Annotated in this window: 10 protein-coding genes and 1 pseudogene; 7 read left to right on the top strand and 4 right to left on the bottom strand. The window is 73.5% G+C overall.

All coding sequences use genetic code 11. The annotated features are described in order from the left end of the window. Positions 1–15 precede the first annotated feature (15 nt). Positions 16–2,214: an alpha-galactosidase gene (locus ACH45N_RS12215; RefSeq protein ID WP_397394111.1), complete on the bottom strand. Its 2,199-nt coding sequence runs from the start codon at positions 2,212–2,214 to the stop codon at positions 16–18. A gap of 110 nt (positions 2,215–2,324) precedes the next feature. On the opposite strand from ACH45N_RS12215, the gene ACH45N_RS12210 reads away from it, so the two are divergent. From ACH45N_RS12210 to ACH45N_RS12180, 7 genes and pseudogenes are all read left to right on the top strand, one after another. Then, complete coding sequence (locus ACH45N_RS12210; protein WP_397394109.1) at positions 2,325–3,284, top strand: carbohydrate ABC transporter permease; 960 nt, start codon at positions 2,325–2,327, stop codon at positions 3,282–3,284. Between the two features lie 46 nt (positions 3,285–3,330). Beyond that, positions 3,331–4,299, top strand: a complete 969-nt coding sequence (locus tag ACH45N_RS12205) for a carbohydrate ABC transporter permease (RefSeq protein WP_397394107.1) — start codon at positions 3,331–3,333, stop codon at positions 4,297–4,299. Further along, positions 4,296–6,758 (top strand): glycosyl hydrolase family 95 catalytic domain-containing protein, encoded by a 2,463-nt coding sequence (locus tag ACH45N_RS12200; protein ID WP_397394105.1) that lies wholly within the window; start codon positions 4,296–4,298, stop codon positions 6,756–6,758. The genes ACH45N_RS12205 and ACH45N_RS12200 overlap by 4 nt, the downstream gene beginning before the upstream one ends. Beyond that, on the top strand, positions 6,755–7,780 hold the full coding sequence (locus tag ACH45N_RS12195) for an acetylxylan esterase (protein ID WP_397394103.1): 1,026 nt from the start codon (positions 6,755–6,757) through the stop codon (positions 7,778–7,780). The genes ACH45N_RS12200 and ACH45N_RS12195 overlap by 4 nt, the downstream gene beginning before the upstream one ends. A 13-nt stretch (positions 7,781–7,793) precedes the next feature. Further along, positions 7,794–9,152 carry an ABC transporter substrate-binding protein gene (locus ACH45N_RS12190; RefSeq protein ID WP_397394101.1) on the top strand — a complete coding sequence of 453 codons (1,359 nt, stop codon included), beginning with the start codon at positions 7,794–7,796 and terminating at the stop codon, positions 9,150–9,152. A gap of 61 nt (positions 9,153–9,213) precedes the next feature. Further along, positions 9,214–10,395 (top strand): ROK family protein, encoded by a 1,182-nt coding sequence (locus ACH45N_RS12185; RefSeq protein ID WP_397394099.1) that lies wholly within the window; start codon positions 9,214–9,216, stop codon positions 10,393–10,395. A 358-nt stretch (positions 10,396–10,753) separates the two neighbouring features. Further along, a pseudogene (locus ACH45N_RS12180) lies at positions 10,754–12,255 on the top strand (DUF222 domain-containing protein). On the opposite strand, the gene ACH45N_RS12175 reads toward ACH45N_RS12180, so the two are convergent. From ACH45N_RS12175 to ACH45N_RS12165, 3 genes are all read right to left on the bottom strand, one after another. After that, positions 12,252–13,457, bottom strand: coding sequence for an MFS transporter (locus ACH45N_RS12175; RefSeq protein WP_397394095.1), 1,206 nt, complete (start codon positions 13,455–13,457; stop codon positions 12,252–12,254). The pseudogene ACH45N_RS12180 and the gene ACH45N_RS12175 sit on opposite strands and share 4 nt — an antisense overlap. Further along, a complete protein-coding gene (locus tag ACH45N_RS12170; RefSeq protein ID WP_397394094.1) occupies positions 13,454–14,383 on the bottom strand; it encodes an LLM class flavin-dependent oxidoreductase in 930 nt (309 codons plus the stop codon). The genes ACH45N_RS12175 and ACH45N_RS12170 overlap by 4 nt, the downstream gene beginning before the upstream one ends. A gap of 87 nt (positions 14,384–14,470) precedes the next feature. Further along, entirely contained in the window at positions 14,471–15,169 is a 699-nt protein-coding gene (locus ACH45N_RS12165) for a response regulator transcription factor (protein ID WP_397394092.1), read from the bottom strand. Between the last annotated feature and the right edge of the window lie 4 nt (positions 15,170–15,173).

The following is a 15,173-nucleotide window of genomic DNA, read 5'->3' as shown; positions in this document are numbered from 1 at the left end:
GGGCGTCTGACACGGTCACGCCGCGGTGAGCTCCAGCACCAGGCCCGACGCCGGCTGGAGCACCGGCAGCGTCAGGCCGGCGCCGGCGAGGATCGCGCCCGAGACCCGGAAGCCCTCGGCCCCGCGGGCCCGCGCGATCCACGCGGGTTCCTGACCGTGCGTCGCGGCCGGGCCGAACGCGTCCGGCACCCGCACCACGTAGTCGCGGTCGCGGTCGAGGCCCGGAAACGGCACCCGCGCGGTCTGCGGCCCGGCCGAGCTCGCCAGCCGCACCCACGCGAACAGCGCCCGCGCGCCGTCCTGCGCCACGGTGCCGTGCAGCAGCGTCTGCTCGTCGGCGAGGTCCGCGTGCACGCGCACTCCCCCGTGCAGCAGGTCCCGCCGCGCCGTGACGAACGCGGCCCAGGACGCCAGCCGCTCCATCTCGTCCTCGGTGCAGCCCGTGATGTCCCACTCGATGCCCGGCGCGGCGAACGCCGCCGTCACCAGCCGGAAGGACAGGTCGGTGACCCGGTTCGTGGTGTGCGCCCGTGCCGCGCCCACGTGCGAGCCCAGCAGCTCCGGCGGCAGCAGCAGCTCGCTCCAGAGCTGGATCTGCTGGCGCTCGACGGGGTCGTTGCAGTCCGACGTCCACACCCGCTCGGTGCGGTCCAGGATGCCGAGGTCGATGCGGCCGCCGCCCGACGCGCAGCTCTCGATCTCCAGGCCCGGGTGCCTCTCGTGCAGCTCGTCGAGCAGGGCGTACAGCGCCAGCGTCTGCCGCCGCACGCCTGGCCGGTCCCCGGCGGCGCCGCCGCGGACCACCGCCTCGTGCAGCTCCCGGTTGTGGTCCCACTTGATGTAGGCGATCTCGTAGCGCTCCACCAGCTTGGAGATCGACTCCAGCAGGTAGGCGTACGCGTCGGGGTGCGCGACGTCGAGCACGTACTGGTTGCGGAAGCTCGGACCCACGCCCGCCGACGGCGCCAGCAGCCACTCCGGGTGCAGCCGCGCCAGGTCGGAGTCGAGGTTGACCATCTCGGGCTCGAACCACAGCCCGAACTCCATCCCCGCCTCGCGCACCCGCGCGACGAACGGGTCGAGCCCGTCGGGCCAGACGTCTGCCTCGATCTCCCAGTCGCCGAGGCCGGCCGTGTCGTCGCGCCGGCCGCGGAACCAGCCGTCGTCGAGCACGATCCGCTCCACGCCCACACGGGCCGCGCGGTCCACGAGCTCGCCGAGCCGGCCCAGGTCGTGGTCGAAGTAGACGGCCTCCCACGTGTTGAGCACAAGGGGCTGCGGCGCCCGGCGCGGACGGCGCGCGCGGGTGCGGCGGTGGAACCGGTCGGCGAGGCCGTCCAGCCCGGCGTCCGACCACGCGAACAGCACGTCGGGCGCCGCGTAGCTCTCCCCCGGGGCCAGCCGCACCTCGCCAGGGCGCAGCAGCTCGCCGCCGCCGAGCACGGCCGCGTGCGCGCCCGCGCCCTCGGACAGGCGCTGCACGATCCAGCGCTGGTCGCCGCTCCACGCCACGTGGGCCGCCCAGACCTCGCCCGTCCGGTGCGCGAAGCCCGGTGTACCGACGGCGACCAGGTAGGGCGAGTCGAGCCCCGGCTTGCCCCGGCGCACCTCGCGCAGGTGTGTGCCGTCCACCAGCGGCTGCCGCTGCGGCTGGCGCTCCCGGCTCCAGCGCCCGCTGAAGTCGAGCACCTCCGTGGCACGCGCCGGCAGGGGCAGCAGCGCCACGACGTGCGCGAGGTCGTAGGGGTCGGCACCGTCCGCTCCGGCGCCGTCCGGCCCCGCGGTCACGGTCCACCGCACCCGCAGCACGCCCGTGGCCTCCAGCTCGACCTCGGCCGCCAGCACGAGGTCCGCGATCGGCTCGCGCACGTCCAGGCGTACCGTGCCGCCGACGCCGTCGGCCGGGACCTCGACGCTCGCCCCCACCAGCTCCGGGCGCGGCGTGGTCGCCGTCCCGCCGCGGTGGCCCTCGAGGCCCGGCAGCCCGGACCAGGTGTCCCGCTCCACGGGCAGGAGCGTGAGCGCGCGCGGCGCCTCCGGGGAGTTGGCGACCCGCGCCGTCAGCCCGGACTCGCGCAGCGCGGCGACGCCGTCGGGGCCGACGTCGCCGAGGTCCTCACCCCAGTGGAGCACCCGGGGCATCTCGCCCGCGAGATCGAGCACGAGCGACACCCCGGCCGCGCGCAGCACCGCGTATTCATCACCAGCAGACATCTTCACCACCCCGAATCGACTTTCTTGACAGCGGAAACTTAGTCGCCCTACGCTCTCGGCAGCAAGCGAGGTGCCTACCTCCTGCACTTCGACGACGAGGGATGAGGCCGATGGCGATCTCCACCACGACCCCGGCGCGCGAACGAACCGCGGCCGGGCGTGCACGCAAGACCGGGCCGGTGCGCCGCGCCGGCTCACCCGCCCACCGCGGGGACGCGCGGCTGGCCTGGGTCCTCATCGCCCCGGCCGTCATCGGCTTCCTGGCCTTCGCGGCCTACCCGACGCTGCGCGGGATCTACCTGAGCTTCACCGACTTCCGGGTGCTCACCCCGCCGGAGTGGACCGGCCTGGACAACCTGAGGCGGCTCGTGGCCGACGAGGTGTTCTGGCACTCGCTCGGCGTGACGGCGTACTTCGTGCTCCTGTCGGTCGTGATCGGCATGACGCTGTCGGTCACGACGGCCGTGGTGCTGCACCGGCTGACGGCCTCCACCATGCTGCGCGGCGTCATCATCCTGCCGTTCCTCATCTCCGGCGTCGTCGCCGCGACCACGTGGTCCTGGATGCTCGACGCGCAGCTCGGCATCGTGAACATCGCCATCCGGCAGCTCGGGCTCGACCCGGTCTTCTTCCTGGGCTCCAGCAAGTGGGCCATCCCCACCATCGCGCTGATCAGCGTCTGGAAGGGCATGGGCTACAACGCGATCATCGTGTTCGCCGGCCTGCAGACCATCCCGCCGACCGTCTACGAGGCGGGGCGGATCGACGGCGCGAACGAGATGCAGATGTTCCGCCGCCTCACGCTGCCCCTGCTGCGTCCCGTGCTGGCGATGGTGCTGGTGCTGACGGTGATCGGCTCGTTCCAGGTCTTCGACCTCGTGGCCGTGACCACGCAGGGCGGCCCGGCCCGCGCGTCCAACGTGCTGCAGCTCTACATCTACGACAAGGCCTTCGGCCAGTTCGAGTTCGGCTACGCCGCCACGATGTCGCTCGCGCTGTTCGCGATGCTCATCGCCATCACCTTCCTGCAGATGCGCCTGCTGCGCGCCGACGAGTCCGACACCGACTGACCCGTCGCCCGTCCGCGCCGCCCCGAAACCAGTGAGGAACCCCCGCATGTCCGCATCCGCATCCGCTGCACCGGCCACCGCCGTCCGGCCCGCCGCCCGTCCCACGAACCGTGCCGGCACCCGCCCGGCGCCGTCCCGCCGCCGCCCCAGCCTGGGGCGCGCCGTCGCCTGGATCTACCTCGGCGGCGTCGTGCTGGTGACGCTCTTCCCGTTCTACTGGATCCTGCGCACGTCGTTCTCGAACAACTACGCGCTGATCACGCACCCGTCGTCGCTGCTGCCGGTCGACTTCACGCTCGGTGCGTTCCGCCGGGTGCTCGGCATCGCCACGTCGGCGGAGTCGCTCGCCGAGGGCGGCTCGGGCGCCAGCATCAACATCCTGCACTTCGCGCTGAACTCGCTGATCTTCGCGACCCTCTCGACCGGCCTGGTCGTGTTCTTCTCGCTGATCGCCGCCTACGCGTTCGCCCGCCTGCAGTGGCCCGGGCGCGACCTGGTGTTCTCGATCCTGCTCACGGCGCTCATGGTGCCCGGCATCCTGACGCTCCTGCCGAACTTCGTGCTGATCAAGGACCTGGGCCTGCTCAACACGTTCGGCGGGCTGATCCTGCCCGGGGCGCTGTTCTCGGCGTTCAACATCTTCTTCCTGCGCCAGTTCATGCTCGGCCTGAGCGGCGAGATCGAGGAGGCCGCGCTGATCGACGGCGCGAGCCGGCTGCGCGTGCTGTTCCAGATCACGCTGCCGATGACGTCGGGCCCCGTGACCACGCTGTCGATCCTGGGCTTCATCGGCGCCTGGAACGACTACTTCTGGCCGCTGCTGGTCACCAGCGACGACAGCGTGCGCCCGCTCACCCTCGCCCTGGCCGTGTTCAAGCAGTCGTCGCCGCAGGCCGCGCCGGACTGGGCGGGCCTGATGGCCGCCACCCTGGTCGCGGCGCTGCCCATGCTGGTGCTGTTCCTCGCGTTCGGCCGCCGGATCGTGGACTCCATCGGCTTCTCGGGGCTCAAGTGAGTACCGCACCGCGCCCCGTCCGCCTGCGCTGGACCGCGCCCGCCGCGCGCTGGGGCGAGGCGACGCCCGTGGGCAACGGAGAGATCGGCGGCATGGTGCTCGGCGACGCCCGCGGGCGCATCGGGCTCAACGACGCGTCGCTGTGGTCGGGCACGCCCGACGGCCCGCGACGTGCGCTCGACGCCGTCGTCGCGGGCGGAGCGGGTCCCGAGCGCCTCGCCGAGGTGCGCGACGCCGTCGCCCGGCAGGACGACGACGAGGCCGAGCGCCTGCTGCGCACCTTCGAGGGGCCGTGGAGCCAGGAGTTCCTGCCGCTCGGCGACCTCGACCTGGACCTCGGCCGGATCGACGCTGCCGGGTACGAGCGGGTGCTCGACCTCTCGTCCGCGGTGGTCGACGAGACCTTCCTGCTGGACGGCGTGCCGGTGCGCCGCGCCACCTGGGTCTCCGCGGCCGACGGCGCGCTCGTCGTCGAGCTCGTGGCCGACTCCCCCGTCTCCGCCGTGGTGCGGCTGCGGTCGCCGCTGCGCGTGGCGGGCTCGGACCCCGGGGTGACCGACGCCGGCGTCGCGCATCTGTCGCTGCTGGTGGAGACGCCGGTCGACGGCGCGCCGAGCCACGAGCCCGACGCCGTCGCGCACGTGTGGCGCGAGGACGGGCCGGCAACCGAGGCCGCTGCCGACGGAGCGTCCGGGTTCGACCCGGCCGCCGCCGTCGCCGTCGCGGTGCGCACGGACGGCGCGGCGACCGTCGTACCGGCCGAGGGTGCCGGGACGCACGAGGTCGTGCTCACCGGGGCGCGCCGCGTCCTGCTCGCCGTCACGACCGAGACCAACGCGCGCCGCTGGTGGCGGCACGAGCCGCAGGCGCCACGCGCCGAGCTCGTCGCGCTCGCGGCCCGGCGCGCGCGGGAGGTCGCGGCGTCCGACGCCGGGGCGCTGCGCGCCCGGCACGAGGCCGCCGCGCGGGAGCTGCTGGGGCGGTCCGGCCTCGAGCTCGGCGTCCCGGGCGATGACGCGCCCGTCGACGTCGCCGCCCTCCTGGCCGACGCGGACGACCGCGCCCTGGCGCGGGTCATCTACGCGTACGGCCGCTACCTGCTCGTCTCGTCGTCGCGGCCCGGCTCGCCGCCGGCCAACCTGCAGGGCATCTGGAACGCGTCGATGCGGCCGCCGTGGTCGTCCAACTACACGATCAACATCAACACCCAGATGAACTACTGGCTCGCCGAGCGCACCGGCCTGGGCGAGCTGCACGAGCCGCTCCTGGACCTGATCGAGCGCGTCGCCGGCGAGGGGCGCGCCGTGGCCGAAGCGCTGTACGGCGCCCGCGGCTGGGTGGCGCACCACAACACCGACCCGTGGGGCTACGCGCTGCCCGTGGGCGCGGGGCACAGCCCCACGTCGTGGGCGTTCTGGCCGATGGGCGGCCTGTGGCTCGCGGACCACCTGTGGCAGCGCTGGGAGTACGGACGCGACCGCGACGAGCTCGCGGGGCGGGTGCTCCCGCTGCTGCTCGGCGCGAGCGCCTTCGCGCTCGACTGGCTGGTGGCCGGCGCGGACGGCACGCTCGGCACCTCGCCGTCGACGTCGCCCGAGAACTTCTTCCTGCGCGCCGACGGTACGTCCGGCGCCGTCTCGACGTCGTCCGCGATGGACCTCAGCCTGATCCGGGCGACGCTCGAACGCACGCTCGCGGCCGCGGAGGCCGTGGGCGGGGCGGACGTCGCTCTGCTCGACGAGATCCGCGCCGCGCTGCCCCGCATCGCGCCGCTGCGCGTGGCCGACGACGGCACCCTGTACGAGTGGGGCGACGACTCGGGCTCGCTCGAACCGCACCACCGCCACCTGTCGCACCTCATCGGGCTGCACCCGCTGCACGCCATCGACGTGGAGCGCACCCCGGAGCTGGCCGACGCCGCCCGCCGGACCCTGGAGGCCCGCGGGCCGGGGGCCATGGGCTGGTCCTGGTCGTGGAAGATCGCGATGCGGGCGCGCCTGGGCGACGGCGACGTCGCGCGCGACCTGCTGCGCGAGGCGACCACCCCCTACCCGGGGGACCCCGACCTCGACGCGCCGCCGGACGGCTCGGAGTGGGGCGGGCTGCTGCCGAACCTGCTCTCGACGCACCCGCCGTTCCAGATCGACGGCAACTTCGGCCTCGCCGCCGCCATCGCCGAGCTGCTGGTCGGCACCGGCGAGGGCACGTCCGACAGCCCGGTCCGCCTGCTGCCCGCGCTGCCGACGGCGTGGCCCAACGGCCGGATCACCGGCCTGCGCACCCGCGGGGGCGTCGCGGTCGACCTCGACTGGCGGGACGGCCGCCCGGTCGCGCTGCGCCTGCACGACGTCGTCGGGGCGGGTCCGCGCGACGTCGTCGTCCGCTTCGCGGGGCGGTCCCGGACCGTTCCCGTGGGCCCGGCCGTGGACGCCGCCGGCTTGTTCGGGGAGGCGTCATGACGACCGTGACCGCGGGCGCTCGCGCGTCCGTCGCGACCCCGGACCCCCGCGAGCCCGCCCTGCGCGCCTACCGCTCGACGCAGGAGCTGCCGGACGACTTCGCCGCGTTCTGGCGCGACACCCTCGTGCAGGCCCGGCGGCACGACGCCCCGCCGTCCGCCGTGCCCGTGGAGACCCCGCTGGCCGCGATCGACGTGCTCGACGTGACCTTCCCCGGGTTCGGCGGCGACCCGGTGCGCGGGTGGCTGCGCCTGCCGCGGCACCGCGACGGTCTGCTGCCCGCGGTGGTGCACTTCACCGGGTACGGCGCGGGCCGCGGGCACGCGATCGACGACCTGACCTGGGCCGCGGCGGGCTACGCCCACCTGGTCATGGACACCCGCGGCCAGGGCGACGGGTCGACGCCGGACGGACCGTGGGGCGACAGCACGGGGTACATCACGCGCGGCCTCGCGGACCCCGCCGGCTACTACTACCGGCGTGTGCTCACGGACGCGGCCCGCGCCGTCGACGCCGTCCGGCGCCTGCCCGGCGTCGACCCCGGCCGCGTGGCCGTGCTCGGCAACAGCCAGGGCGCCGGGATCGCGGTGGCCGCCGGGTACCTCGCCGACGACGTGTGGGCGGTGCTCGCGCAGGCGCCGTTCCTCGCGGACCTCCCGGGCGCGCTCACCCTGAGCGCGCAGGGGCCCTACCGCGAGCTCGCCGACCTGCTGGCCCGGGACCGGGCGCGCCGCGAGCGCGCCCTGGCCACGCTCCGCTACGTGGACGTGGTCAACTTCGCGCGCCTCGCGCGCACGCCCGCCTGGTTCTCCTGCGGGCTCGACGACGACATCACTCCCCCGCACACCGTGTTCGCCGCGCACAACGAGTACGCGGCGCAGCACGACATCACCGTCTGGCCGTCCAACGGCCACGACGCCGGCGGCAGCCTCGACCGGCTGGGCGCGCTCGACGTGCTCGGCCGCCTGCTCGGGACGACCGCCGGCCCTACCAACCCGAACCGAACCCACCCGGTCCCTTGATCGAAGAGGAATCATGAAACCGAAGCACATGCTGAGCATCGTCGCTGCAGCCGCTGTCACCGTCTCGCTGGCCGCCTGCGCGGGCGGCTCGGCCGGCGGAGCGGCCGAGGAGGGCGCCCACGCGGGCGCCGTCAACTGGTGGACCTGGGACGAGAAGCAGGCGGAGTCGTACAAGACCTGCCTGCCCGCGTTCCAGGAGAAGTACCCCGACATCACGGTCAACATCACCCAGTACGCGGTGGACGACTACTTCACCAAGCTCACGGCGGGCTTCGTGGCGGGCAACGCGCCCGACGCGTTCCAGAACAGCGTGGAGTTCCTGGACTCGTACGCCAAGCAGGGCCAGCTCGAGCCGCTGGACGACTACATCGCCGAGTCGGACTACGACCTGGGCGTGTTCAACGTGGGCGTCCCCGCCTTCACGTACACGGACGACAAGCAGTACGCCCTGCCGCTCGACTGGGCCGGGTCGGCGTTCTACTACAACAAGGACATGCTCAAGGATGCCGGCCTCACGGAGGACGACGTCCAGAACATGACCTGGAACCCCGAGGACGGCGGCACCTTCGACAAGGTGGTCGCGCGCCTCACCGTCGACGAGAACGGCAAGCGCGGCGACGAGAAGGGCTTCGACAAGGACAAGGTCGCCGTCTACGGCATCGGGGCGCTCGGCACGGCCGACTACCTGGGGCAGACCACCTGGTACCAGTTCGCCGCGGCGTCCGACTGGACGATGCGCGAGCCGGCGGCCTGGCCGACGTCCTTCGCCTTCGACGAACCGGCGTTCACCGACACCATGGACTACCTGCGTGGCCTGTCCGACCGGGGCCTCGCCCCGGAGTTCGGCCAGTTCACCGTCGGAGACACCGAGCAGCTCGGCTCGGGCTCGGTCGCGATGATCTCCGGTGGCTCGTGGTCGGCGACGACGTTCGCCAAGCTGCCCGACATGTCGGTCGGCATCGCGCCCAACGTGCTCGGCCCGGACGGCGAGACCCGCGTGGTGATGAGCAACTCCAACGGCAACATGCTCTGGTCGGGCAGCAAGGTCAAGCAGGCGGCCTGGGACTGGATGTCGTTCATGGGCACGGCCGAGTGCCAGGAGAGCGCCGCGCTGACGTCAGGCTCGTTCTTCCCGTCCATCCCGTCGGCCATGGACGCACTGGCCGCGGACCAGCTCGACAAGGGCGTCGACCTCAGCGTCTTCGTGGACTACGCGAAGAACGAGGAGCTCGAGCCGTCGCTGGCCTACCGCAACGGCGCGGAGCTCAAGTCGGAGCTGCAGCCGCTGTTCGAGGCGTACTACAGCCACCAGCGTGACGACGACGTGTGGCAGGAGGCCGCGGACAAGGCCCAGGAGATCCTTTCCAAGTAGTACCGGCCGGACTGGGCGCGGCGCCTCGCGCGCCGCGCCCGGTCCGAGGACGAGGTCTTTCATGAGTGCCATGCCGCCCCCGACGACGCCGCGCCGCCCCAAGCTGCGCACGACGACGTCGGCGGAGATCTTCACGCGCATCATCACGCACGGCCCGGTGAGCAGGATCGAGATCGGCCGGCTGACCGGCCTGTCGCAGGCGAAGGTGACCAAGACGGTCAGCCCGCTGATCCGCGACGGGTTCGTGACGGTCGGTGAGCACGCCGAGAGCTCGTCCCCGGGCCGCCCCGTCTACCCGCTGAGCGTGGTGCCCCGCTCCATGCTGGCCATCGGCGTCAAGGTCAACGCCGACGAGATCGTGGCCGTCGCGGTGAGCATCGGCAACGAGGTGCTCACCTCCACCCGGCGCCCGCTCGACCGGCACGACCCCGCGACGGTGGTGCGCGAGATCGTGCGCTGCGCGCGGCGGCTGGTCGACAAGCTCGGCGACACCGCCGACCGGCTCGTCGGCCTCGGCGTCTCGGTGTCGGGCGACATCGACACCGGCTCCGGCGTCGTCCGCCACTCCCCGCTCCTGGGGTGGGCCAACGTGCCCCTGGGCGAGCATGTCGCGCGGCAGATCGACCTGCCCGTGACCGTCGACAACGACGTGCGCGCGCTCGCCCGGTCCGAGCAGTGGTTCGGGCTCGGCGTGGAGGCGGAGAGCTTCGCCATCGTCACGATCGGCGCGGGCATCGGCTGCGGCATCTACGTCAACAGCGACGTCGTGGTCGGTGCGCACGGCGTGGTCGGCGAGATCGGCCACCTGCCCCTGGCCTCCCCCGACGCCGTGTGCGTGTGCGGCCGCCGGGGCTGCGTGGAGGCGGTGGCCTCCTCGGGCGCCATCCGCGACGCCGTGCGGGCGGGCCACGACGACCCCACGCTGACGCTCGCGGACGCCGTGGACCTCGCGCACGCGGGCGACCGCACCGCCGTCGACGCGTTCGACCGCGCGGGCACCGCCATCGGCGCGGCCCTCGCGGTCACCGCGAACCTCGTGGACCCGGAGGTGGTCGTGATCGCGGGCGAGGGCGTCATGGAGTACGACCTGTACGAGCGGCGGATCCGCGAGGAGTTCGCGGCGCACGCGTTCGGCGCGGCGGCGAACTGCCGCCTGGTGGTGCGGCGGCACACGTTCATCGACTGGGCGTGCGGGGCGGCGGTCGTGGCGTTCCGGGAGGCGCTGCTGCCCACGGCTGCCTAGGCGGGTGCGTGCCTTGGGGCGCCGCCCTGTCCAGGACATTCAGCCGGAGAGCTGGGGAAGCACCTGCACCCGCGAGGAGCGTCTGGCACGATCGACGCGACGGGCGGGCACATTCTGGTTGCTCGCCGCCGCATTCTTAGGGTTGTCCACAGGGCGAGCAGCCGTTTTCTGCTGTCGGCGGATCGGGTCGGTTGGACGAGCGATGCGAACGGGCGTGCCATATGTTGATGGCATGACGCGAACGGGTGAGGTGTTGACGGCGACGGGCGGGCGGCCTGTCGGGTCGGTGCTGCCCGGTGCGCTTGACGGAGTCGTTGACGTGGCGGCTGTGCGGGCGATGCGCCAGATGCTGGCGGGCATGATCCTGCCCGGTGCCGCTGACATCGGGTCTGGTGCTGTTGCCTCGAGTGCCGCCCAAGCCGAGTGGGTGGATCTGCTCGGTGAGCTGGAGGCGGTCAAGAACGCGATCACGGCGACCCAGGCCCGGCTCGCGGTCGCTCTGGACGAGGCCACGCGCGCCGACGAGGCCGCGCAGAGCATCCGGGCCGAGCGGCGGGGGCGCGGTGTGCCGAACCAGGTCGGTGCCGCGCTACGGATCAGCCCGCACGCCGGTGCCGGGTTCGTGTCCACGGCCCGGGTCTGGGTCACCCAGATGCCACATACTTTCGCCGCCCTGCAGGCCGGTGTGCTCTCGCCGTGGCGGGCCACGCTCCTGGTCCGGGAGACGTCGCACCTGTCGGTCGAGCACCGTGGCCTGATCGACGAGGAGATCTGCGGACCCGCGCACCTGGCCGAGCTGGCCCGGATGGGCACCCGGCGCCTCGTGGCCCGGATCAAAGAACTCGCGGCCCGGCTGGACGTGCACGCCTGCGTGAAGCGCAACGCGAAGGCAGTCTCCGAGCGGCGGGTCTCGATCCGCCCCGCACCCGACCTCATGGTCTACCTCACGGCCCTGGTCCCGATGGCCCAGGGTGTGCAGGCCTACGCCCAGCTCAAGACCCACGCCGAGACCACCAAGGCGGGCGGTGATGAGCGTGGGGTGGGTCAGATCATGGCCGACACCCTGATCGAACGCGTCACCGGACGCGAACCCGGCCACGCGAACGACGTGCCGGTCACGATCAACCTCCTGGTCTCCGACGACACCCTCCTGGCCGGCGGTGGCCAGCCGGCCGTGATGGTCGAGGGCGCCCCGGCCGGTGCGGGTGTTGTCCCGGCCCCGGTGGCCCGCCACCTCGTAGCGCACGCGATCGACACCGACACCGCCTGGGTGCGGTCGATCTACGTCAACCCCCACGGCCGCCTGCTGGCCACGACGTCCACGTCCCGGTTCCACCCCCAAGGACTCGCAGCGTTGTTGCGCGCCCGCGAGCAGGGCATCTGCGCCAGCCCGTGGTGCGACGCCCCATCCGACACACCGACCACATCACCCCACACGCCCAAGGCGGCCCCACCAGTCTCGACAACGGGCAGGGCCTGTGCGCCCGGTGCAACCACGCCAAGCAATCACCGGGCTGGTCACAGAAGACCACCCGGCATGACGGCCGGCACGCCGTCGAGACGGTCACCCCGACGGGACACACCTACGTCTCGATCGCGCCGACACCACCGACACCAGTCAGAGCAGACGTCACAGCGGTGGTTCGCGACGCGGACTCCGACAGAGCAACACCAGCGTCGACTCCGGCCGTCGGCATGACCGGCCCCGCTCCCGGCCGTATTCCACGTAGCCGCTACTCGATCGGCTGCTACACCACCCCCGCCCACGGCGCGATCGCCTACCGACCGAGCCCACCCCGCCGACCATCTGGTCGAGCCCGCGCCCGATCACGCCGACCCGACCTGTCCTGGACCCATTAGGACAGGCGCGTCGGCGGCGTGACCGCGCGCGCGAAGCACGCCGAGACCGCGACGAGCACCATGACCAGCAGGATCGCGAGCCGCAGGGTCAGGTGCTCGCCGACGAACCCGAGCAGGGGCGGCCCCACCAGGAACGCCGTGTACCCAGCGGTGGCGACGGCGCTGACGCGGCGCGCTGCGTTCAGCGGGTCGTCGCCGGCCGCCGACAGCGCCACCGGAAAGCCGAGCGAGGCACCGATCCCCCAGAAGAGCACGCCCACCGCGCCGAGCACCGCCGTCGGCGCGAAGGCCACCAGCGCGATGCCGGCGATCGCGAGCGCAGCGCTGACCACCATGACCGGCGCCCGGCCGAACCGGTCCAGGAAGAAGCCGCCGCTGAACCGCCCGATCGCCATGGACAGGCCGAAGAAGGAGTAGATCAGCGCGGCCGTGGCGGCCGACAGGTCGAAGCCGTCGACCATGATCAGCGGCAGCCAGTCGTTCGCCGACCCCTCGGCCAACGCCATGCCCAGCACGATCACGCCGATGGCAAGCGTGCGCCGCTCCCGCCAGACCGCGAGGAAGGCCCCGACGGTCTCGCCGAGCGGGCGACGGCGTTGCCCGACGGCGGCTTCCTCGCGGCCGACGGCGGGCGCCAGGTTGGCCACCAGCGCCGCCGAGGCGACTGCCGTCAGGGCGGCCACGGCCAGCAGGTGCGCCAGCACCGGCAGGCCCGCCGCGCTCGCGCCCAGGCCGACGAGCCCGCCCACGCAGACGCCGAGGCTGTAGCTGCCGTGCAGGCTCGGCACCACGGTGCGCCGCAGCGCCCGCTCGACGTCGACCCCCTCCACGTTCTGGCCGATCTCGCCCGAGCCCATGCCGTACCCGAACGACGCGAGGCCCACGGCCACGAGCCAGCCCTGCGCCGTCGCGGTGCCGAGCGCCACCACCGCGACCCCGCTCACGATCGCGGCCATGCCCCAGAGCACGACGAACCGGGCGCCGCGCCGGGCCACCAGCGTGCCGGCCACGGCGATGCCCACCATGGAGCCCGCGGACAGCCCCGCGATGATGAGCCCCATCTCGGCGGTGGTCGAGCCGGTCGCGTCGCGGATGGCGGGCGTGCGGGAGACCCAGGTCGCCATGGACACGCCGGTCATGAAGAAGGACACGAACAGCGCGGCCCGCCGGCGCTGAGCCGACGGCGCAAGGTGCGCGCTCACAGCACCCGGGCCAGTGCGTCGAGCGCCGCCAGCGGGTCGGGACCGGCGGGGATGAACACGCTGGAGGTCACGCCGGCACGCCCGAGCTCGTCGATCCGCGCCCGCACCTGGGCGGGCGTGCCCGCCAGCGCGAGTCGGGCGACCCACTCGTCGGGCAGACGCTCGACGAAATCCGCGCGCGACGCCGAGCCCGCCCGCAGCGCCGCGAACTGGTCGGCGAACGGCAGCGGCGCGACGTGCGGCGCCCAGTCGGGCTCGCCGATCCACTCCAGGCCGGACCGGGCGGTCCGGAGGGCGGCGGCCCCGTCGTCGTCGACGGCGCCGATGTTGTACGCGACCAGCCGGTGCCCGCTCCGCGCGGCGACCGCGCCCAGCGCCGCGGCCGCGTACTCGGGCGCGACGGGCTCCGCGAGCACGGTGCCGTCGGCGACCCGGCCGGATGCCGCCAGGGACCGCGGCCCGCGCACGCCCAGCAGCAGGGGCGGCACGGCGTCGGGCAGGGCCGAGGGGTCGAGCCGCAGGTCGCCGGCCTCCCCGCCGTCCAGCAGGGTCCGGAGCGTCGTCACGTACTCCGCGAGGTAGGTCAGGGGCCGGTCGGGCCAGGCGCCCGCCTGCCGCATCCAGCCCGGCATCCCGTGGCCGACGCCGACGTCGGTACGGCCGGGGTGGAGCTGCTCCAGCGTGGCGATCTCCATTGCCGCGAAGGCGGGGTTGCGCACCGCCGCGGGCAGGATCCCGATACCGACGCGGATCCGCTCGGTCGCGCCCAGCACGGCGGCGGCCTGCACCAGCCCGCCGCGGAAGCCCAGGTCCTCCACGACCCAGAGCTCGTCGAAGCCGAGTCGCTCCGCGGTGCGCGCGTACGGGAGCACCTGGGCGGCGGGCAGGTCGCGCGGGAGCACGACACCGATCTGGGGAGACGTCATGGCGCACGTTCTATCAGATCGATTCGAGGCGTGCCGAACCGCCCGCGGCAGTCGGCGCCCGCCCGCTCAGGTCGACCAGGGTGAGCATCATGCGGCGGCCCCGACGGTGAACCGGTAGCCGCGTCCCCACTCGGTGAGCAGGTAGCGCGGGAACCGCGGCTCGGGCTCGATCTTCTCGCGCAGCCGCCGCACGTGCACGGTCACGGTGGACACCTCGCCGAAGTTCCACCCCCACACCTCGCGCAGCAGGTCGTCCCTCGTCAGGGTGCGGTCCGGGTTCTGCAGCAGGAACAGGAACAGCTCGTACTCCCGGGACGTGAGGGTCATCTCGGCGTCGCCCGCCCAGATGCGCCGGCGCGCCGGGTCCACGCGGAACGGCCCCAGCGTGAACGGCGACGGCGCGACGTGCAGTCCGCGGCTGCGCCGGACCAGGGCGTCGATCCGGAGCTGGAGCTCCCGCAGCGCGAACGGCTTGACCATGTAGTCGTCGGCGCCGTGCTCCAGCCCGTCGATCCGCTGCTCCACGGCGTCCAGGGCGGTGAGCATGATGATCGGCGTTCGCGGCGCGGCCGCGCGGACCTGGCGGCACAGCTCGTCGCCGCTGACCCCGGGCAGCATCCGATCCAGGACCAGCACGTCGGGCCGCGCCGTACGCAGCGCGTCACGGGCCACGAGCCCGTCGCTCAGCGCCGTGACGGCATACCCGCGGCCGCCCAGGTAGTCGGAGACCACGGCCAGGACGGTCTCGTCGTCCTCGACGAGCATGACCTCGACGCGTGCTCCCATGTCC

Origin of the sequence: Promicromonospora sp. NPDC019610, assembly GCF_044389365.1 — a bacterium.
Lineage (GTDB): Bacteria > Actinomycetota > Actinomycetes > Actinomycetales > Cellulomonadaceae > Promicromonospora.
Note: the sequence above shows the minus strand (reverse complement) of the source record. Positions and strands in the feature narration are given on the sequence as shown.

Bases quoted from the DNA above. Each gene is read 5' to 3' on its own strand.
- ACH45N_RS12195 (WP_397394103.1), top strand. From the start codon at position 6,755: ATGACGACCGTGACCGCGGGCGCTCGCGCGTCCGTCGCGACCCCGGAC.
- ACH45N_RS12165 (WP_397394092.1), bottom strand. From the start codon at position 15,169: ATGGGAGCACGCGTCGAGGTCATGCTCGTCGAGGACGACGAGACCGTC.
- ACH45N_RS12215 (WP_397394111.1), bottom strand. From the start codon at position 2,214: ATGTCTGCTGGTGATGAATACGCGGTGCTGCGCGCGGCCGGGGTGTCG.
- ACH45N_RS12205 (WP_397394107.1), top strand. From the start codon at position 3,331: ATGTCCGCATCCGCATCCGCTGCACCGGCCACCGCCGTCCGGCCCGCC.
- ACH45N_RS12185 (WP_397394099.1), top strand. From the start codon at position 9,214: ATGAGTGCCATGCCGCCCCCGACGACGCCGCGCCGCCCCAAGCTGCGC.
- ACH45N_RS12210 (WP_397394109.1), top strand. From the start codon at position 2,325: ATGGCGATCTCCACCACGACCCCGGCGCGCGAACGAACCGCGGCCGGG.
- ACH45N_RS12190 (WP_397394101.1), top strand. From the start codon at position 7,794: ATGAAACCGAAGCACATGCTGAGCATCGTCGCTGCAGCCGCTGTCACC.
- ACH45N_RS12170 (WP_397394094.1), bottom strand. From the start codon at position 14,383: ATGACGTCTCCCCAGATCGGTGTCGTGCTCCCGCGCGACCTGCCCGCC.